Here is an 18,233-nt window from a genome sequence, read left to right as displayed (position 1 = left end):
TGTCTGATGATTTCAAGCATAAATAGGAGGCCACATGGCTGACAAAAAAGCGCAGTTGATCATCGAGGGCGCAGCCCCCGTCGAGCTGCCCATTTTAACCGGCACCGTTGGTCCCGATGTTATCGATGTTCGGGGCCTGACGGCCACGGGCCGTTTCACCTTTGACCCTGGTTTCATGTCGACAGCCTCCTGCGAGTCGAAGATCACCTATATCGACGGCGACAACGGCATTCTGCTGCACCGCGGTTACCCGATCGAACAACTGGCTGAAAAGTCGGACTACCTGGAAACCTGCTACCTGCTGCTCAACGGCGAATTGCCGACCGCAGAACAGAAGGCCCAGTTCGTCAGTACCGTCAAGAACCACACCATGGTTCACGAGCAGTTGAAGACCTTCTTCAACGGCTTCCGTCGCGACGCCCACCCAATGGCCGTCATGTGCGGTGTAGTCGGCGCGCTTTCCGCCTTCTACCACGACTCCCTCGACATCAATAACCCGCAGCATCGCGAAATCTCTGCGATCCGCCTGGTTGCCAAGATGCCGACCCTGGCAGCAATGGTTTACAAGTACTCCATGGGCCAACCTATGATGTACCCGCGCAACGACCTGACGTACGCGGAAAACTTCCTGCACATGATGTTCAACACCCCGTGCGAGATCAAACCGATCAGCCCGGTGCTCGCCAAGGCCATGGACCGGATTTTCATCCTCCATGCCGACCACGAGCAGAACGCATCGACGTCAACCGTACGCCTGGCCGGTTCTTCGGGTGCCAACCCGTTCGCCTGTATCGCCGCCGGCATCGCTGCACTGTGGGGCCCTGCCCACGGCGGTGCGAACGAAGCCGTTCTGACCATGCTGGATGAAATTGGCGATGTATCGAACATCGACAAGTACATCGCCAAGGCCAAGGACAAGAACGATCCGTTCAAACTGATGGGCTTCGGTCACCGGGTTTACAAAAACCGCGACCCACGCGCCACCGTGATGAAGCAGACCTGCGACGAAGTACTGAAAGAACTGGGCATCAAGAACGACAAGCAGCTCGAACTGGCCATGCGCCTGGAAGAGATCGCCCTGACCGACCCGTACTTCATCGAACGCTCGCTGTACCCGAACGTCGACTTCTACTCGGGGATCATCCTCAAGGCGATCGGCATTCCAACCAGCATGTTCACCGTTATCTTCGCCCTGGCGCGGACTGTTGGCTGGATCTCCCACTGGAAAGAAATGCTCTCCAGCCCGTACAAGATTGGCCGCCCGCGCCAGCTGTACACCGGCTACGAGTCGCGTGACATCACCAAGCTGGAAGACCGCAAATAAGACCTGTCTTGCGATAACGTCTTAACTGCACCGGAAACGGCCTCTATTTATATAGAGGCCGTTTTTGTTTGTGCGCTTTGAAAGTCCTCATCCCACCACCCTCCTCGCCGCGCCGGAAAAAGCGGGACGCAGAGCATCCCCGGCAGCATTCCCACGCAGAGCGTGGGAACGATCATCCTACACATCTGTTAGAGATGGGTCGGCTGGCAGGCCGCCATCGCCGGCAAGCCTGAACTGGTCAAGTAATCTCGGACACCGATTACGGTGTTTATGCCGCTTTTTGCTCCATGGCTATTGGCGACAGGTAGTCGTTATAGCTATGGAGTCTGGTGCGGTTGTAGTACATGAAGAAGCGCACGATATCGGTTTTGGCTTCCTCGATCAGGCTGTAACCGCCACGAGGCACCCACTCTGACTTGAGCGTGCCGAAAAAGCGTTCTGTCGGCGCATTATCCCAGCACTGCCCGCGATGACTCATGCTTTGCAAAATGTCGTGTTGCAGCAGCTCTTCTTGAAACTTGCGACTGGTGTACTGACATCCCTGATCTGAGTGAAACATCAGCCCAGGAGGACACGTTCGTACCTCTGTCGCCATACGCAGCGCTTTGCTGACCAAGTTGGCGTCATTGACCAGAGAAAATGCCCAGCCAATAACCCTTCGGGCATACAGATCGATCACGATGGCCAGATGAACCCAACGTTTGCCCACCATCAAACTGGTGACGTCGCCACACCAAACCTGATCGATTGCAGTCGGTTTGAAGTTGCGCTTGAGCCGATTGGGCGCGACAAATGCTTCCACTCCTTTGGATCTGAAAGGGTGAGGCTGGCGTTGTTTACTGACGATATTGGCCTCTCTCATCAGCGCTCTGACAAGACTCCTTCCAGCTGTAATGCTTTGGGATTTCAGGCCTTTACTGATCATTCTGGAGCCCATGGCTTCGCGGCTTTCGCTGTGCAGCTCAACTACTTTCAGCTTGAGCTCTTCGCGTTTGCGCCTCGGTTTGGCGCGTCGCTGAATCCACTCATAAAAGCTGCTGCGCTTCACACCGAAAACACGACACACCACAGCCGTCGGGAATGACTCTCTTAGCTCTGCGATCATCGAAAACGATCGGGATCCGACATCAAGAGAGCGGTAGCCTTTTTTAGGATATCGGCTTCCATCTCCATGCGCTTGATCTTGGCTTTTAGTTCCTGGATCTGGCGCTGATCTTCGGTGATTGCCTTGGTGCCTTTGACTGGCTGCCCTTCACGTTCCTTACGAACCTGATCGACCCAGCGCCGTAAAGCGGTGGGCCCGATATCCAGCGATGCACAAACATCTGAAACCGGGCAGTTATCATCAAGCACCATGCTGGCAGCATGAAGCTTGAACTCGCGCGTATAGACCTTTCTTTCGTTCATGGAGCCTCCAAGTTGGCGAAATCATATCGCCCTTAAGAGGTGTCCGAAATTATTAGGCCAGTTCAGCCATGCTCCTACAGGGAATGAGTACATCTGCAAAAGGCTGGCCGGCTGTCAGGCCGCAATCGCGGGCAAGCCCGGCTCCTACAGGGAATGAGTACATCTGCAAAAGGCTGGTCGGCTGGCAGGCCGCCATCGCGGGCAAGCCCGCTCCCACAAAAAGCAAAACAACACACATCCGCTGTTGCCCCTCACCACTCATCAGGCCGAGCGTTAGCTCGCCTACAGCTTTTGATCTTGATCCACCCGCCCCTTCGGGAGGCTGAGTAGAGGTGTTCATCCGGGGAGTGGCGCGCAGCGCCGTTCGACGCAGTCGAACACGCTGCATGTAGGTCGAAGCGAAGCCGACCGGAGGGCAGTGTCCCCGGAGGGATACCGGAGCGAAGGAACGCCGAGCCTTAGCGAGGGGCCGGACGCTCGGGGCGAGCGCTTTTGGTTACTTTTAAGGCGTTTGTTAAAAGTGACTCGCCGTAAGGGCGAAACCCTAAGCCGCCATTACCGCAGCAACGGATATGTACTCAACCAACCAAAACACAGGCCGGCTATCAGGCCGCCTCGACAAAAAACCAAATTCAGACCGATAACCGCCCAATAAAAAATGCCCCGATCTCTCGACCAGGGCATTTCATATTTAACGCAACTTACATAAATACCACTGAAACCTTAGTGCGCAACCGCCCCACTCGCCCCCAACCCAGTCTGCGAACGAACAAACTGCGGGAAGAACAGCGCACGCTCATTGTCAGCTGCGGTCGATTTGTCAGTAACCGAGAAGAACCAGATACCGACAAACGCAATCGCCATCGAGAACAGTGCAGGGTACTCATACGGGAAGATCGCCTTCTCGTGATGCAGGATCTGCACCCAAATGGTTGGCCCAAGCACCATCAAGCCCACAGCGCTGACCAGCCCCAACCAGCCGCCAATCATCGCACCGCGCGTGGTCAGCTTCTTCCAGTACATGGAAAGCAGCAGCACCGGGAAGTTACAGCTCGCCGCGATGGAGAACGCCAAGCCCACCATGAAGGCGATGTTCTGGCTTTCGAACAGAATGCCCAGGCCGATCGCCAACACACCGAGTGCGATGGTGGTGATTTTCGAGACGCGGATTTCATCCTTGTCGTTAGCCTTGCCCTTCTTGATCACACTGGCGTACAGGTCGTGAGACACCGCAGTAGCACCGGCCAGAGTCAAACCAGCCACTACAGCCAGAATGGTTGCAAACGCGACCGCCGAGATAAAGCCCAGGAAAATACTGCCACCCACCGCGTTGGCCAGGTGCACCGCCGCCATGTTGTTACCGCCCAACAGTGCGCCAGCCGCATCTTTAAAGGCCGGGTTGGTGCTGACCAGCAAGATCGCGCCGAAGCCGATGATGAAGGTCAGGATGTAGAAGTAACCAATGAAGCCGGTTGCGTACAGCACGCTCTTGCGAGCTTCTTTCGCGTCACTCACGGTGAAGAAGCGCATCAGAATGTGCGGCAGGCCAGCGGTACCGAACATCAGCGCAAGCCCTAAGGAGAATGCCGAGATCGGGTCTTTCACGAGGCCGCCTGGGCTCATGATCGCTTCACCTTTAGGGTGAACCTTGATCGCCTCGGAAAACAGCGTGCTGAAGTCGAAGTTGACGTGCTTCATCACCATCAGTGCCATGAACGAGGCACCGGACAGCAGCAGCACAGCCTTGATGATCTGAACCCATGTGGTCGCCAGCATGCCGCCAAACAACACATACAGGCACATCAGGATGCCGACCAGAATCACCGCAACGTAGTAGTCGAGACCGAAAAGCAGCTGGATCAGCTTGCCGGCACCCACCATTTGCGCGATCAGGTAGAACGCCACCACCACCAGCGAGCCGCAAGCAGACAGCGTGCGGATCTGGGTCTGCCCCAGGCGATAGGACGCCACGTCGGCAAAGGTGTATTTACCCAGGTTACGCAGGCGCTCGGCGATCAGGAACAGAATGATCGGCCAGCCCACCAGGAAGCCGATCGAGTAGATCAGGCCGTCGTAGCCGGAGGTGAATACCAGGGCGGAAATCCCCAGGAAGGACGCCGCGGACATGTAGTCACCGGCAATCGCCAGACCGTTCTGGAAACCAGTGATCTTGCCGCCCGCCGCATAATAGTCGGCAGCAGAATTGTTGCGCTTGGAAGCCCAATAGGTGATGCACAGGGTCAAACCGACAAACGCCACGAACATCAAAATGGCGGAAACGTTGAGCGGTTGTTTATGCACTTCGCCGGTCAGGGCTTCACCCGCCCAAACGGCCGGGGCAAAGGCTGCGATGCTCAATAGAGCCATTAGACGCCGGATCATTGCTGAGCCTCCTTGAGAATCGCATTGTTCAGGTCGTCGAATTCGCCATTGGCGCGTCGTACGTAGATTGCAGTCAGGACAAAGGCCGAGACAATCAGCCCGACACCAATGGGTATCCCCCAGGTAATCGAAGACTCAGGGGTGATTTTCGCCCCCAGCACCTGCGGCCCGTAAGCAATCAAAAGGATGAATCCGGAGTAAAGCCCAAGCATGATTGCCGAAAGAATCCAGGCGAATCGCTCCCTCTTGCTGACCAGCTCCTTGAAGCGCGGGCTGTTTTGAATCGAGAGGTAAATGCTGTCGTTCATTGTTTTTATCCTCGCAGCACAGATTATTGTTAGAACGTTATCCACTCTATGCGGCTGCGATACAGGTTCCAGACGACCTTAGTATTAGAACGACATGACTGTTTTGTTTCCTGTAGGAGCCCGGCTTGCCGGCGATGGCGATTTTGAGACCGCCATCGCAGGCAAGCCGGGCTCCTACAGAAACGCAAAAGGCCGCTTGGCGGTTATGCCAAGCGGCCTTCAGAAGTGCTGACCAGACGCGTCAAATCAAATCATTTGGTCCAGTCGGCAACACGTTCCGGGTGTTTGGCCACCCAATCCTTCGCCGCGGCTTCCGGCTTGGCACCATCCTGGATTGCCAGCATGACTTCGCCGATTTCATCTTTCGACGCCCACTGGAAGTTCTTCAGGAACTTGGCCACTTCCGGTGCCTTGGTGGCGAGTTCTTTGCTGCCGATGCTGTTTACGGTTTCAGCGGCGCCATAAACGCCTTTCGGATCTTCCAGGAAGCGCAGCTTCCACTTGGCGAACATCCAGTGCGGCACCCATCCGGTCACGGCAATGGATTCGTTTTTCTTCTCGGCACGGGTCAGCTCGGCAATCATGCCGGCGCCGGAACTGGCCTTGAGTTGATACCCGGTCAGGTCGTAGTCCTTGATTGCCTGTTCGGTCTTGAGCATCACGCCTGAACCGGCGTCGATGCCGACAATGCGGTTTTTGAAGCTGTCGTCGGTTTTCAGATCGCCGACGGTTTTGGCTTTGACGTACTCCGGCACGATCAGGCCGATTTTTGCGTCTTTGAAGTTCGGACCGTAATCGACGACCTGATCCTTGTTCTTGGTCCAGTAATCACCGTGTGTCACCGGCAACCAGGCCGACAGCATGGCATCGAGTTTGCCCGTGGCCACACCCTGCCACATGATCCCGGTCGCGACGGCTTGCAGTTTCACGTCATAACCCAGTTTCTGTTTGATCACTTCAGCCGCTACGTGGGTCGTCGCGACGCTGTCGGACCAACCGTCAACGTAACCGATGCTCAGGGTTTTGCTCTCGGCATTGGCCATGGTGGAGCCAATCGCAAGCACCAGAGCGGCACCTGCACCTAAAAGTCGTCGCATCTTCATCGTTACTTCCCCGAAAGTGCTGCGCTCGACGGATGCCGAGTCGCGTCAACGTATTGTTATGGTGCACAGCGCCCTCATCACGCCCACCGCAAACTCGTTCGAACATCAGCGTGATTTATCTATGAGAGCACTGATGCTTCGATAATCAACCTCGCGACAATAGCGACCTGCTCTGCCAGCGACATCAAGGCATCGAGAAACGACATCAGAACGCCATTAATCTTGAGCGGCGCAAACGCCTCGGTCGTCCCGCCCGAACTTTGCATGTCAAAACCATGCAGGCCACCTGAGCCGGGAGAAATGCAGGTAACATGCGCGGCTTTGCTCTCAGACGGCCTGACCATGCCCGCGACATCACGCTTTCCTTTTTTTGCTTACCTGTTCGCCTGTCTGCTGGGGTTGTTTGCCTTCGGCGGCTTTTGGTACGGCCTCGGCAAACCGGTGATTCTGCCGGACGTGGCCAGCGCGACACACAAACTGCAATGCGCCTCCTACACCCCGTTCGACAAAGATCAATCGCCGTTCGATGTTCCGTTCAAGTTGCGTCCGGAACGCATGGACGCCGACCTCGCGCTGCTGGCCAAAAGCTTCGAATGCATCCGCACCTATTCCATGACCGGCCTCGAGGCCCTGCCCGACCTGGCGCGCAAACATGGCTTGAAACTGATGATCGGCGCCTGGGTCAACAGCAACCCGGTGGACACCGAGAAAGAAGTCGACCTGCTGATCGCCTCGGCCAATGCCAACGCCGACGTGGTGACCTCGGTCATCGTCGGCAATGAAACCTTGCTGCGCAAAGAAGTCACCGGCGCGCAGCTGGCCAGGCTTATTAACAAGGTCAAAAGTCAGGTCAAGCAGCCGGTCACTTACGCCGACGTCTGGGAGTTCTGGCTCAAGCACCCGGAAATCGCCCCGGCGGTGGACTTCCTGACCATCCACTTACTGCCGTACTGGGAAGATGATCCCTCGAACATCGACGCGGCCCTGCAACATGTGGCCGAAGTGCGCCAGGTTTTCGGCAACAAGTTCGCGCCCAAAGACGTGATGATTGGCGAAACCGGTTGGCCGAGCGAAGGCCGCCAACGGGAAACCGCCCTGCCGAGCCGGGTCAATGAAGCCAAGTTCATTCGCGGTTTTGTCGTGATGGCAGAACAGCATGGCTGGCATTACAACCTGATCGAAGCCTTCGACCAGCCATGGAAACGTGCCAGCGAAGGTGCGGTCGGTGGCTACTGGGGATTGTTTGACGCTGATCGCCAGGACAAGGGCGTGCTCGCAGGCCCGGTGTCGAACGTGCCGTACTGGTCGCAGTGGCTGGCGGTGGGCGTGGTGATTTTTTTCGGCACGTTGATGCTTGGCGGTCGCGTTCGCAGCACTCGCGCCGCGTTGGTACTGCCACTGCTCGGCGCACTGGCGGCTTGTTCGATTGGCGCGTGGGGTGATCTGGCTCGCGTCACCACACGGTTTGCCAGCGAATGGCTGTGGGTGGCGCTGCTGACGGTGTTGAATTTGCTGGTGTTGACCCATGCCGCACTGACGCTGAGCGCCCGCACGGGTTGGCGTGAGCGCGCCTTCAATGCGCTGGAGCGCCGGGCTGGCTGGTTACTCGCGGCGGCAGGATTTGCCGCCGCGGTGATGATGCTGGAACTGGTGTTCGATCCGCGCTATCGCAGCTTCCCGAGTGTCGCGTTCATCCTGCCGGCGTTGGTTTACCTGTGCCGCCCGGTGAGCGTGCCACGTCGCGAGATTGCGTTGCTGACCTTCATCATCGGGGCTGGCATTGCGCCGCAGTTGTTCCGTGAAGGTTTACACAACCAGCAAGCCTGGGGCTGGGCGCTGGTGAGCGGGCTGATGGTTGCAGCGTTATGGCGCAGTTTGCGGGTTCGCAACAGGTAAACGTCGGCGAAGCTTCTGGCCTCATCGCGGGCAAGCCACGCTCCCACAGGACTCTGCAGCGAATGCAGCATTTGTGTACGACAAAATCCCTGTGGGAGCGGGCTTGCCCGCGATGACGATTTATCAGGCGCTACGAGAAGCCCGAACCAACCGCAAACCCGCAATCACCACCGCAAAAACAGCCAGCGTCGTGTTGTACAACGCCAGTGCCGGGAACCCGAACACCAGCGCCAGCACCGCCAGCCACCAACCTGCCCGGCCCGGCAGCACGAAGCCAAGCACCGCTGCCGAAATCGCCGCCCAGCCCAGCACGTTGAAGTGAATCATCAAGCCCAGATTCGAACGCACCCCACATTCCCAGCGGTTAGCCTCGTCCACGCAGATGCCCACCCACTGCCCATCCTCCATGAAGCCATAACGCGCGCCGTAACTGGCGGCCAGCCATAAAGGCAGCAAAACGAGCAGCAAAAACACGGGCAGACGGCGGGACATGAAACACTCCAATAGGGGAAAACGGCGGCCAGCTTAATCCCCCGACAGCGGTATGCAAACGCGAGCAACAGATAATTGGTAAGGAAACCGCTGCAAAGTGTATCGTCCAGCTACTATTACCCGAAAATAAGCCTCTTTGGTGCCGATGCGTGGCACTTTGGCGCAATACAAGTGGTCTTAGCCTGCGAACTTTATTCAGCACCTTCTTCTAAGGGATCTAGTCATGCTCCGTTCCTTGCGCTTCGCCGCCCTGTTTTGCGGCCTTATATTGAGTGCGTCCGCACTGGCAGTCGATATCGACGCCGCCAGTTATGGCTACCCCTTGACCAACCCGTTCGAGGCGACCATCGCAACGACACCTCCGGACCTGCGTCCGGAATTGCCGCTGGACGACGACATCAATCAGCGGGATGAAACCATCACGCTACGCCCGGAGCGCGCCTTCGAACTGCCAGACAACTTCTGGGCCGTGAAGAAGCTGACCTACCGCATCGCTACGCAAGATAAAGCCGCACCGCTGATCTTCCTGATTGCCGGCACCGGTGCCCGTTATGACAGCACCCTCAACGAATACCTGAAAAAGCTCTACTACCAGGCCGGCTATCACGTGGTGCAACTCTCGTCGCCGACCAGTTTCGACTTCATCGCCGCCGCCTCTCGCTTCGCCACCCCCGGCATAACCAAGGAAGATGCCGAAGACATGTATCGAGTGATGCAGGCCGTGCGGGCACAAAACCCGAATCTGCCGGTCACCGATTACTACCTGACCGGTTACAGCCTGGGCGCCCTCGACGCGGCGTTTGTCGCGCATCTGGACGAAACCCGCCGCAGTTTCAACTTCAAGAAAGTCTTGCTGCTCAACCCGCCAGTCAACCTGTACACCTCGATCACCAACCTGGACAAACTGGTCCAGACAGAGGTCAAGGGCATCACCAGCAGCACTACGTTTTATGAGCTGGTGTTGAACAAGCTGACCCGCTACTTCCAGCAGAAAGGCTACATCGACCTCAACGATGCCCTGCTCTACGACTTCCAGCAGTCCAAGCAACACCTGACCAACGAACAGATGGCCATGCTGATCGGCACTTCATTCCGTTTCTCGGCTGCCGACATTGCCTTCACCTCGGACCTGATCAACCGTCGCGGCCTGATTACGCCGCCGAAATTCCCGATCACCGAAGGCACCAGCCTCACGCCGTTTCTCAAGCGTGCGCTGCAATGCGACTTCGACTGCTACATCACCGAACAGGTCATTCCGATGTGGCGTGCCCGCACTGACGGCGGCAGCCTGCTGCAACTGATCGACCAGGTCAGCCTGTATGCGCTCAAGGACTACCTGCACGACAGCCCGAAAATCGCTGTGATGCACAACGCCGACGACGTGATCCTGGGCCCGGGCGACCTCGGTTTCCTGCGCAAGACCTTCGGCGATCGCTTGACCGTTTATCCACTCGGCGGCCATTGCGGCAACCTTAACTACCGCGTCAACAGCGACGCCATGCTGGAGTTCTTCCGTGGCTAAATATCTCCTGCTTATCGCTGCGTTACTCTGTGCAGGCGTCGCCAATGCCGACAACAGCAAAGCCAACGCCCCCGTCGTGATCGACAATGACGGCTTCAAGGAGCCGCTGAGCAAACTCAAGTTCAACCCCGGGCTGGACCAGCGCGAGTTCGAACGCTCGACGCTCAACGCACTGGCCGTCTATGACCCGCTGGAAGAGTGGAACCGCCGGGTGTATCACTTCAACTACCGCTTCGACCAATGGGTGTTCCTGCCCGTGGTCGACGGCTATCGCTACGTCACGCCAAGCTTCCTGCGTACCGGCGTGAGCAACTTCTTCAACAACCTCGGCGACGTGCCGAACCTGGTGAACAGCCTGCTGCAACTCAAGGGCAAGCGTTCGATGGAAACCTCTGCGCGCCTGCTGCTCAACACCACCATCGGCATCGCCGGCCTGTGGGACCCGGCCACCGCCATGGGCCTGCCGCGCCAGAACGAAGACTTCGGCCAGACCCTGGGCTTCTACGGTGTACCAGGCGGCGCCTACTTCGTCTTGCCAATTCTCGGGCCGTCCAACATCCGCGACACCGGCGGCCTGGCAGTCGACTTCACCGTAGAGTCGGCGATCAACTACCTGAACGTCTCCGAAGTCAGCTCCAATCATCCTGAAGTGTGGATCCTGCGCGGCATCGACAAACGCAACCAGACCCGCTTCCGCTATGGCCAGCTGAACTCGCCGTTCGAGTACGAGAAAGTGCGTTACGTGTATACCGAGTCACGTAAGTTGCAGATCGCCGAGTAATTCCGGCGGCAACAAAAAAGGCCATTCGATGTGAGTCGAATGGCCTTTTTTCATGCCTGTGTCCCGTCCTGAATAAGGTTTACACCTTCTGATCTACTTCAGACTCCAATGGGTCCAGACCGAAATTATTCTCTCCCTTCGTCCCGCTTGCCGCCATCATAATCAGGAGAATAAACGGCCCAATCAGAGGGATACCTGCCCAGAAGAAATTCAGTCCACTTCTATTCATGTCGTGGAATCGGCGCCAAATCAGCGCCAATCTTGGACATACAGTTAAAAGCCCATATACAAGTTCAGCAATAAGAAAACCTATTTCACGGATCAAGCCAGTCCAAATAGCTATGGCCGTCCAAACGCCAAGAAAACAAGTCTCCAAGAGCACGAACATCCAGAACTCTTCTCTACTGGCGCGCCCTCTAAACGTGGCGTACTTCCTCAGCACCTGCAAATACCACTTCATCCCTAAACCCTTTCGCTACCGGAAATTCTATTCAGGCCATTGCAGCCCAAATAGCGGAGCGCAGTTTACGAGAACCCCAAAAATAGCCTTGTAGGAACAATCTGAAAGGAATGTGGGCGCTTTGAGTTCCTTAACCTTTCACCGCTTTCCAGATTTTGCTGGCTACCAGCACACCCGCCAACACCACCGCGCCGGCCACAATCCCCGCGACCCCATTGAGCAAGGTCGGCACGATAAACCCGGCGCCACCGGCCGCTGCGCCAACACCTTCAATCCAGTGATGAATCACCGGCACGCCGTGAGTCAGGATCCCGCCACCGACCAGGAACATCGCTGCCGTACCGATCACCGACAGGCTTTTCATCATGTAAGGCGCTGCGCGCAAAATGCCGCCCCCGATGCTTTTCGCCATCTGCCCAGGCTTTTGGGTCAACCACAAACCGAGGTCGTCGAGTTTGACGATACCGGCGACCAGGCCATAGACGCCGACGGTCATGACGATGGCAATCCCCGAGAGCACGATCACTTGCTGGGTCAGCGAGGCGCCCGCCACGGTGCCCAACGTGATGGCGATGATTTCTGCCGACAGGATGAAGTCGGTGCGGACCGCGCCCTTGATCTTGTCCTGTTCGTAAGCCACCAGATCGACCGCCGGATCGGCAACAGCCTCGACCAGCTCTGCATGTTCAGCCTGATCCTCGGCCTTGCTGTGCAAAAATTTGTGGGCAAGTTTCTCGAAGCCTTCGAAACACAGGTACGCGCCGCCGACCATCAACAATGGGGTGACCAACCACGGAATGAATGCGCTGATGGCCAACGCTGACGGCACCAGGATCAGTTTGTTGCGAAACGAGCCCTTGGCGACCGCCCAAACCACCGGGATTTCCCGCTCGGCCCGCACGCCGCTGACCTGCTGGGCATTGAGCGCCAGATCGTCGCCCAGTACACCGGCGGTCTTCTTGGCGGCCATTTTGGTCATCAATGCCACATCGTCGAGCACAGCGGCGATGTCATCGATCAGCACCAGCAAACTGCTTCCTGCCATGAATCAGGTTTCCTTCTTGAATGAATGCTGCGCAGCATAGCGCGGCCGAGTGCCACACGGGGCATTCTTGAGCGGCGCGCGAGGCCGGTGATACCATGCGCAACCGCCAGAACAGGCAAGGAACCCCCTGGTTTATGAGCACTATCCGCGAGCGCAACAAAGAACTGATCCTGCGTGCCGCCAGTGAAGAATTTGCCGACAAGGGCTTCGCTGCGACCAAAACCAGCGACATCGCAGCCAAGGCGGGATTGCCCAAGCCCAACGTCTACTACTACTTCAAATCCAAGGAAAACCTCTACCGCGAGGTCCTGGAAAGTATCATCGAGCCGATTCTGCAGGCCTCGACACCGTTCAACCCTGAAGGTGTGCCCAGCGAAGTGCTGAGCGGCTACATCCGCTCGAAAATCCGCATCTCCCGCGACCTGCCTTTCGCTTCCAAGGTGTTCGCCAGCGAAATCATGCACGGCGCCCCGCACCTGAGCGCCGACCTGGTCGAACAACTCAACAGCCAGGCCAGACACAACATCGACTGCATCCAAACCTGGATCGACCGCGGCCAGATCGCCGCCATCGACCCTAACCACCTGATGTTCAGCATCTGGGCCGCGACCCAGACCTATGCCGACTTTGACTGGCAGATCACCGCCATCACCGGCAAAGCCAAACTGGATGAGGCCGATTATGAAGCAGCGGCGCAGACGATTATCCGGTTGGTGCTCAAGGGGTGTGAACCGGACTGACAGACCGGTTCAAAGCGAAAAGATCACCGGCCCATGCAGCAGTCGCGCGCTGGCGAAGATTGCGATCTTTGAGCCTAAACTTCACCGCCCATCATCCAGCGCAATGCCTGCGGGAGTGATGTTCTCCAGCCGTCCGGAAACGTGTGCCCGCCATCATGGGTAATGGATTTAACCTCGTTACCCTCACTGAATAACGCACGAAAATCGGCACTCATTTGCAAGTTGCCCGGTCCTTCCATCTTCCCGTTGATCACAAACACCTTTTTGCCACGCGCCTTGCTCGTGGTCGGTGTCGGTTGCATACCGCCGGGTGACAGCAACAATGCGCCTGCGTAATCATCCGGATGTTGCGCCAACAACGCTCCGGCATGCTGTGAGCCTTGAGAAAAGCCCATCAGGTAAACATGTTTGCGGTCGATGCATTGCTGCACCGCCAGCTCCTTCAGACCGTTTTGTACCGCTTTATGCGTGCCCTCAAAACCCGGGCCGATCCAGCGGAAGCTGTCGACAGAATTGATCATTTCAGTGCCATTAATGCCCAAGATAATGGCACCGGTGTCCGCAAGTGGCTGGTAATCCTCATCGACTTCACCGTTCACGCCATACCCGTGCAACCAGACCACCACCGGCCGACACGCGGCGGGCACAGGAATAGTGGCGGAAGGATTGAGCACTGAAATAGCTCCGACCTTGCCTAGGGCAATTTTCTGATAGCGTTGCTGGGCATTGGCCAACACGTTCTTGTAGGTGGATGTCTGGCGCAGATCGGCAAAGTCCTCGTCGCTCGCCATCAGTGGACCGAACCACATGCCGCGGTCATCGGCTTCCTTCAAAAAGCGCTCCGCCAGCTTGTTGTCACCGCGACGGGCAAACAGCGCCGCCACCTGATAAGGCGCTATCAACTGCTCGGGTTCTTCGCGGCTCGCCGCCAGGTAAACAGCAATAGCCTGCAAGGTGTCGGTACCTTCCAGTTTTTCAGCCCGGGCCATTAGCTCTTCTGCATCTTCGGCGTTGAGCAACGCAGTGACGACAGGACTGAGCGCCTGGAAAGCGATTTCATCGGCGTCCAGCGCTTCGTCGGCGTGCAGAAAAGGGGGGCAGAGGGTCATGGCCGCAGCCAGGGTGATGCCAAACAGCGTCTTCACGCATATCTTCCTTGATACAAAAACGAGAGGGGCGGCAGTCTATAGAGGCCGCCCCGCTTCGTCACCAGCGTCCTGCCGGCAGTATCGATTTAATTCACATCAAGCCGTTACCCCAGCATCCGCCGTCAACCCCAACGCCTCGATCGCACTAATCGCGCACTGTTCATCAACATCCGACAGATCCCCGCTGATGCCGACCGCCCCCAGCACGTTCCCTGCCAGATCGCGAATCAGCACACCACCCGGTGCCGGCACGATGCTGCCCTGCCCCAGGCTGTTCAACGCCGCGATAAACGCCGGGCGTTGTTGTGCGTCCAGCGCCAGCAGACGCGAGCCTTTGCCCAGGGCAATGGCGCCCCAGGCCTTACCGATGGCGACCTGCGGGCGTAGCAGGCTGGCGCCGTCTTCGCGTTGCAGGGTGATCAGGTGCCCGCCGGCATCCAGTACTGCAATGGTCAATGGAGCTGCAGAGATTGCACGCCCGGCAGAGATGGCCTGATCGATCAGGTTGACTGCGACTTTCAAGGTTAAAGCGCTCATGGTGCCGTCCTCATTTTGTTTTTCGGAAAGCCGTTGGGCTGCGCCGTTGTGCCGCAGTCCGATGCAACAAATAGAACACAATGAATTATTTTTTTGTATACAATAATTATCGAAAAGCGCCACATGCGACGAAAAGCCACACGTTAAAGGGCTTCCGACGAATGAAACAGTCGCTTGAGAAAATGGATTGACCTGCGCCGTCCGCCGTGAATACACTCTGCGCAAAGCCACTTGTATACAATTACAAAACGTAAGAGGCACAAAACCATGAGCAAAATGAGAGCAATCGAAGCCGCCGTTCTGGTGATGCGCCGTGAAGGGGTTGATACCGCTTTTGGCATCCCGGGTGCTGCAATCAACCCGCTGTACTCCGCCCTGCAGAAGGTCGGTGGCATCGATCACGTCCTCGCTCGCCACGTTGAAGGCGCCTCGCACATGGCCGAGGGCTACACCCGCACCAAGGCCGGCAACATCGGCGTGTGCATCGGTACTTCCGGCCCTGCCGGTACCGACATGGTCACCGGGCTCTACAGCGCCTCGGCCGACTCGATTCCAATCCTTTGCATTACTGGCCAGGCACCCCGCGCCCGTATGCACAAGGAAGACTTCCAGGCTGTCGACATCACCACCATCGTCAAGCCAGTGACCAAGTGGGCAACCACCGTCATGGAACCGGGCCAGGTGCCTTATGCGTTCCAGAAAGCCTTCTACGAAATGCGCTCCGGCCGTCCAGGCCCGGTGCTGATCGACCTGCCGTTCGACGTGCAGATGGCCGAGATCGAATTCGACATCGACGCTTACCAGCCGCTGCCGTTGGCCAAGCCCACCGCTAACCGCGTGCAAATCGAGAAGGCCCTGGCCATGCTCGATCAGGCTGAACGCCCATTGCTGGTTGCCGGTGGCGGCATCATTAATGCGGACGCCAGCGAGTTGCTGGTCGAGTTCGCCGAACTGACCGGCATCCCTGTCATTCCAACCCTGATGGGCTGGGGCACCATCCCGGACGATCACCCGTTGATGGTGGGCATGGTCGGCCTGCAAACCTCGCACCGTTACGGCAACGCGACGATGCTCAAATCCGACCTGGTACTGGGCGTCGGCAACCGTTGGGCCAACCGCCACACCGGCTCGATCGACGTGTACACCGAAGGCCGCAAGTTCATTCACGTTGATATCGAACCGACGCAGATCGGCCGCGTGTTCAACCCGGACCTGGGCATCGTTTCTGACGCCGCAGCCGCGCTGACCGTGTTCATTGAAGTCGCTCGTGAATGGCAAGCCGCCGGCAAGCTGAAAAACCGCAGCGCCTGGCTGCAAGACTGCCAGCAGCGCAAAGCCAGCCTGCAGCGCAAGACTCACTTCGACAACGTGCCGGTCAAGCCGCAGCGCGTCTACGAAGAAATGAACCAGGTGTTCGGCAAAGACACCTGCTACGTCAGCACCATTGGCCTGTCGCAGATTGCCGGCGCGCAGTTCCTGCACGTCTACAAGCCGCGTCACTGGATCAACTGCGGTCAGGCAGGTCCCTTGGGCTGGACCATTCCGGCGGCACTGGGCGTGGTCAAGGCGGATCCGACCCGTAAGGTCGTGGCGCTGTCGGGCGACTATGATTTCCAGTTCATGATCGAAGAGCTGGCAGTCGGCGCGCAGTTCAAACTGCCGTACATCCATGTTGTGGTAAACAACTCGTACCTGGGGCTGATTCGTCAGGCTCAGCGCGGTTTCGACATGGACTACTGCGTGCAGCTGTCCTTCGATAACCTGAACGCTCCGGAACTCAACGGTTACGGTGTCGATCACGTCGCAGTGGCCGAAGGCCTGGGCTGCAAGGCATTGCGCGTGTTTGAACCAAGCCAGATCCAGCCTGCCCTGCGCAAGGCTCAGGAACTGATCGAAGAGTTCAAGGTGCCGGTGATTGTCGAGATTATTCTGGAGCGCGTGACCAACATTTCCATGGGCACCGAGATCAACGCCGTCAACGAATTCGAAGACCTGGCGCTGGTCGGCAACGATGCGCCAACGGCGATTTCGTTGCTTGATTAAGAAGACCTGATACCTGTAGCAGCTGCCGAGGCACGAGGCTGCGTTGCGTGTCCGCAGGACCGCCCTCGGGGGCCGCTTCGCAGCCCAACGCAGCCTCGTGCCTCGGCAGCTGCTACAGGCAACTATTTTTACAGGAGACCACCATGCCGCGTTTCGCAGCCAACCTGTCCATGCTGTTCACAGAGCAAGATTTTCTTGCCCGTTTCGAAGCGGCCGCCAAGGCCGGCTTCAGTGGTGTCGAATACCTGTTCCCGTATGACTTCAGCTCCGCCGAGATCAAGGCCAAGCTGGATGCCAACGGTCTGACCCAAGTGCTGTTCAACCTGCCAGCCGGTGACTGGGCCAAGGGCGAACGCGGTATCGCGTGCCTGCCGGATCGGGTTGAAGAGTTCCGCGCCGGTGTCGACCTCGCCATTGCTTACGCGCAAGTGCTGGGCAACACCCAGGTCAACTGCCTGGCCGGTATTCGCCCACAAGGCGTGGACGATGCCACCGTGGAAAAAACCTTCGTCGCCAACCTCAAATACGCAGCAGACAAGCTGCAAGCGGTGGGCATCAAACTGGTGATGGAAGCGATCAACACTCGCGACATCCCGGGTTTCTACCTGAACAACACCGCGCAAGCCCTGTCGATTCGCGAACAGGTCGGCAGCGCCAATCTGTTCCTGCAATACGACATCTACCACATGCAAATCATGGAGGGTGACCTGGCCCGCACCATGGCCACGCACCTGGGCGAAATCAACCACATCCAGTTGGCCGACAACCCTGGGCGCAACGAACCGGGCACCGGTGAAATCAACTACCGCTTCCTGTTCGAACACCTTGACCGCATCGGTTATCAGGGTTGGGTGGGTTGCGAATACAAGCCGCTGACCACCACTGAAGCGGGCCTGGGCTGGCTGAAAACCCATAACGCGATCTGACACCGATCCCTGTAGGAGTGAGCCTGCTCGCGATGAAATCACCTTGGTACACCTGATGTACCGCAGCGGCTGAATCGCGAGCAGGCTCACTCCTACAAAAAGCTACGCCCCCTATTTGC

General features: G+C 57.6%; 18 protein-coding genes. 7 read left to right on the top strand and 11 right to left on the bottom strand.

Going from position 1 to position 18,233, the window contains the following annotated elements; genetic code table 11:
• The first annotated feature begins 34 nt into the window (after positions 1-34).
• Positions 35-1,324, top strand: a complete 1,290-nt coding sequence (gene gltA / locus LOY55_RS08010) for a citrate synthase (RefSeq protein WP_007945132.1) — start codon at positions 35-37, stop codon at positions 1,322-1,324.
• 268 nt (positions 1,325-1,592) lie between these two features.
• On the opposite strand, the gene LOY55_RS08005 is transcribed toward gltA, so the two are convergent.
• From LOY55_RS08005 to LOY55_RS07980, 6 genes are all read right to left on the bottom strand, one after another.
• Positions 1,593-2,429, bottom strand: a complete 837-nt coding sequence (locus tag LOY55_RS08005) for an IS3 family transposase (protein WP_223525384.1) — start codon at positions 2,427-2,429, stop codon at positions 1,593-1,595.
• Positions 2,426-2,731, bottom strand: coding sequence for an IS3 family transposase (locus LOY55_RS08000; RefSeq protein ID WP_046033372.1), 306 nt, complete (start codon positions 2,729-2,731; stop codon positions 2,426-2,428). The genes LOY55_RS08005 and LOY55_RS08000 overlap by 4 nt, the downstream gene beginning before the upstream one ends.
• Positions 2,732-3,454: 723 nt before the next feature.
• Complete coding sequence (locus LOY55_RS07995) at positions 3,455-5,113, bottom strand: cation acetate symporter (RefSeq protein ID WP_046032885.1); 1,659 nt, start codon at positions 5,111-5,113, stop codon at positions 3,455-3,457.
• Positions 5,110-5,421, bottom strand: a complete 312-nt coding sequence (locus LOY55_RS07990; RefSeq protein ID WP_109786436.1) for a DUF485 domain-containing protein — start codon at positions 5,419-5,421, stop codon at positions 5,110-5,112. The genes LOY55_RS07995 and LOY55_RS07990 overlap by 4 nt, the downstream gene beginning before the upstream one ends.
• A gap of 251 nt (positions 5,422-5,672) precedes the next feature.
• Positions 5,673-6,524, bottom strand: coding sequence for a glycine betaine ABC transporter substrate-binding protein (locus LOY55_RS07985; RefSeq protein ID WP_046032883.1), 852 nt, complete (start codon positions 6,522-6,524; stop codon positions 5,673-5,675).
• A 119-nt stretch (positions 6,525-6,643) separates the two neighbouring features.
• Entirely contained in the window at positions 6,644-6,790 is a 147-nt protein-coding gene (locus LOY55_RS07980) for a hypothetical protein (protein ID WP_223522602.1), read from the bottom strand.
• 34 nt (positions 6,791-6,824) lie between these two features.
• Here LOY55_RS07980 and LOY55_RS07975 point away from each other — a divergent pair, with 34 nt between their 5' ends.
• Positions 6,825-8,420 carry a beta (1-6) glucans synthase gene (locus tag LOY55_RS07975; RefSeq protein ID WP_223522601.1) on the top strand — a complete coding sequence of 532 codons (1,596 nt, stop codon included), beginning with the start codon at positions 6,825-6,827 and terminating at the stop codon, positions 8,418-8,420.
• A gap of 123 nt (positions 8,421-8,543) precedes the next feature.
• Here LOY55_RS07975 and LOY55_RS07970 read toward each other — a convergent pair whose 3' ends face one another.
• Entirely contained in the window at positions 8,544-8,912 is a 369-nt protein-coding gene (locus LOY55_RS07970; protein WP_046032881.1) for a hypothetical protein, read from the bottom strand.
• 223 nt (positions 8,913-9,135) lie between these two features.
• On the opposite strand from LOY55_RS07970, the gene LOY55_RS07965 reads away from it, so the two are divergent.
• A complete protein-coding gene (locus LOY55_RS07965) occupies positions 9,136-10,434 on the top strand; it encodes a serine/threonine protein kinase (RefSeq protein WP_046032880.1) in 1,299 nt (432 codons plus the stop codon).
• The gene (locus LOY55_RS07960) at positions 10,427-11,215 is read left to right on the top strand and encodes a VacJ family lipoprotein (protein ID WP_046032879.1); all 789 of its coding nucleotides are present in this window, start codon (positions 10,427-10,429) and stop codon (positions 11,213-11,215) included. Before LOY55_RS07965 ends, LOY55_RS07960 begins: the two co-directional genes overlap by 8 nt.
• Positions 11,216-11,294: 79 nt before the next feature.
• On the opposite strand, the gene LOY55_RS07955 is transcribed toward LOY55_RS07960, so the two are convergent.
• Together LOY55_RS07955 and LOY55_RS07950 are read right to left on the bottom strand one after the other, a co-directional pair.
• Positions 11,295-11,675, bottom strand: coding sequence for a DUF805 domain-containing protein (locus LOY55_RS07955; RefSeq protein WP_223522600.1), 381 nt, complete (start codon positions 11,673-11,675; stop codon positions 11,295-11,297).
• A 130-nt stretch (positions 11,676-11,805) separates the two neighbouring features.
• Entirely contained in the window at positions 11,806-12,720 is a 915-nt protein-coding gene (locus LOY55_RS07950) for a DUF808 domain-containing protein (protein ID WP_223522599.1), read from the bottom strand.
• Positions 12,721-12,854: 134 nt separating this feature from the next.
• On the opposite strand from LOY55_RS07950, the gene LOY55_RS07945 reads away from it, so the two are divergent.
• Positions 12,855-13,460 (top strand): TetR/AcrR family transcriptional regulator, encoded by a 606-nt coding sequence (locus LOY55_RS07945; protein ID WP_109786432.1) that lies wholly within the window; start codon positions 12,855-12,857, stop codon positions 13,458-13,460.
• Between the two features lie 74 nt (positions 13,461-13,534).
• Here LOY55_RS07945 and LOY55_RS07940 read toward each other — a convergent pair whose 3' ends face one another.
• Both LOY55_RS07940 and LOY55_RS07935 read right to left on the bottom strand, forming a co-directional pair.
• Complete coding sequence (locus tag LOY55_RS07940) at positions 13,535-14,605, bottom strand: alpha/beta hydrolase (protein ID WP_109786431.1); 1,071 nt, start codon at positions 14,603-14,605, stop codon at positions 13,535-13,537.
• Between the two features lie 99 nt (positions 14,606-14,704).
• Entirely contained in the window at positions 14,705-15,145 is a 441-nt protein-coding gene (locus tag LOY55_RS07935) for a heme-binding protein (RefSeq protein WP_046032875.1), read from the bottom strand.
• Between the two features lie 267 nt (positions 15,146-15,412).
• On the opposite strand from LOY55_RS07935, the gene gcl reads away from it, so the two are divergent.
• Complete coding sequence (gene gcl / locus LOY55_RS07930; RefSeq protein ID WP_077430648.1) at positions 15,413-17,188, top strand: glyoxylate carboligase; 1,776 nt, start codon at positions 15,413-15,415, stop codon at positions 17,186-17,188.
• Between the two features lie 143 nt (positions 17,189-17,331).
• Positions 17,332-18,114: a hydroxypyruvate isomerase gene (gene hyi / locus LOY55_RS07925; RefSeq protein ID WP_109786430.1), complete on the top strand. Its 783-nt coding sequence runs from the start codon at positions 17,332-17,334 to the stop codon at positions 18,112-18,114.
• Positions 18,115-18,233 lie beyond the last annotated feature (119 nt).

Origin of the sequence: Pseudomonas sp. B21-040 (genome assembly GCF_024748695.1) — a bacterium.
Taxonomy (GTDB): domain Bacteria; phylum Pseudomonadota; class Gammaproteobacteria; order Pseudomonadales; family Pseudomonadaceae; genus Aquipseudomonas.
Note: the sequence above shows the minus strand (reverse complement) of the source record. Positions and strands in the feature narration are given on the sequence as shown.

Bases quoted from the DNA above. Each gene is read 5' to 3' on its own strand.
- gltA (WP_007945132.1), top strand. From the start codon at position 35: ATGGCTGACAAAAAAGCGCAGTTGATCATCGAGGGCGCAGCCCCCGTC.
- LOY55_RS08005 (WP_223525384.1), bottom strand. From the start codon at position 2,429: ATGATCGCAGAGCTAAGAGAGTCATTCCCGACGGCTGTGGTGTGTCGT.
- LOY55_RS08000 (WP_046033372.1), bottom strand. From the start codon at position 2,731: ATGAACGAAAGAAAGGTCTATACGCGCGAGTTCAAGCTTCATGCTGCC.
- LOY55_RS07995 (WP_046032885.1), bottom strand. From the start codon at position 5,113: ATGATCCGGCGTCTAATGGCTCTATTGAGCATCGCAGCCTTTGCCCCG.
- LOY55_RS07990 (WP_109786436.1), bottom strand. From the start codon at position 5,421: ATGAACGACAGCATTTACCTCTCGATTCAAAACAGCCCGCGCTTCAAG.
- LOY55_RS07985 (WP_046032883.1), bottom strand. From the start codon at position 6,524: ATGAAGATGCGACGACTTTTAGGTGCAGGTGCCGCTCTGGTGCTTGCG.
- LOY55_RS07980 (WP_223522602.1), bottom strand. From the start codon at position 6,790: ATGCAAAGTTCGGGCGGGACGACCGAGGCGTTTGCGCCGCTCAAGATT.
- LOY55_RS07975 (WP_223522601.1), top strand. From the start codon at position 6,825: ATGCAGGTAACATGCGCGGCTTTGCTCTCAGACGGCCTGACCATGCCC.
- LOY55_RS07970 (WP_046032881.1), bottom strand. From the start codon at position 8,912: ATGTCCCGCCGTCTGCCCGTGTTTTTGCTGCTCGTTTTGCTGCCTTTA.
- LOY55_RS07965 (WP_046032880.1), top strand. From the start codon at position 9,136: ATGCTCCGTTCCTTGCGCTTCGCCGCCCTGTTTTGCGGCCTTATATTG.
- LOY55_RS07955 (WP_223522600.1), bottom strand. From the start codon at position 11,675: ATGAAGTGGTATTTGCAGGTGCTGAGGAAGTACGCCACGTTTAGAGGG.
- LOY55_RS07950 (WP_223522599.1), bottom strand. From the start codon at position 12,720: ATGGCAGGAAGCAGTTTGCTGGTGCTGATCGATGACATCGCCGCTGTG.
- LOY55_RS07945 (WP_109786432.1), top strand. From the start codon at position 12,855: ATGAGCACTATCCGCGAGCGCAACAAAGAACTGATCCTGCGTGCCGCC.
- LOY55_RS07935 (WP_046032875.1), bottom strand. From the start codon at position 15,145: ATGAGCGCTTTAACCTTGAAAGTCGCAGTCAACCTGATCGATCAGGCC.
- gcl (WP_077430648.1), top strand. From the start codon at position 15,413: ATGAGCAAAATGAGAGCAATCGAAGCCGCCGTTCTGGTGATGCGCCGT.
- hyi (WP_109786430.1), top strand. From the start codon at position 17,332: ATGCCGCGTTTCGCAGCCAACCTGTCCATGCTGTTCACAGAGCAAGAT.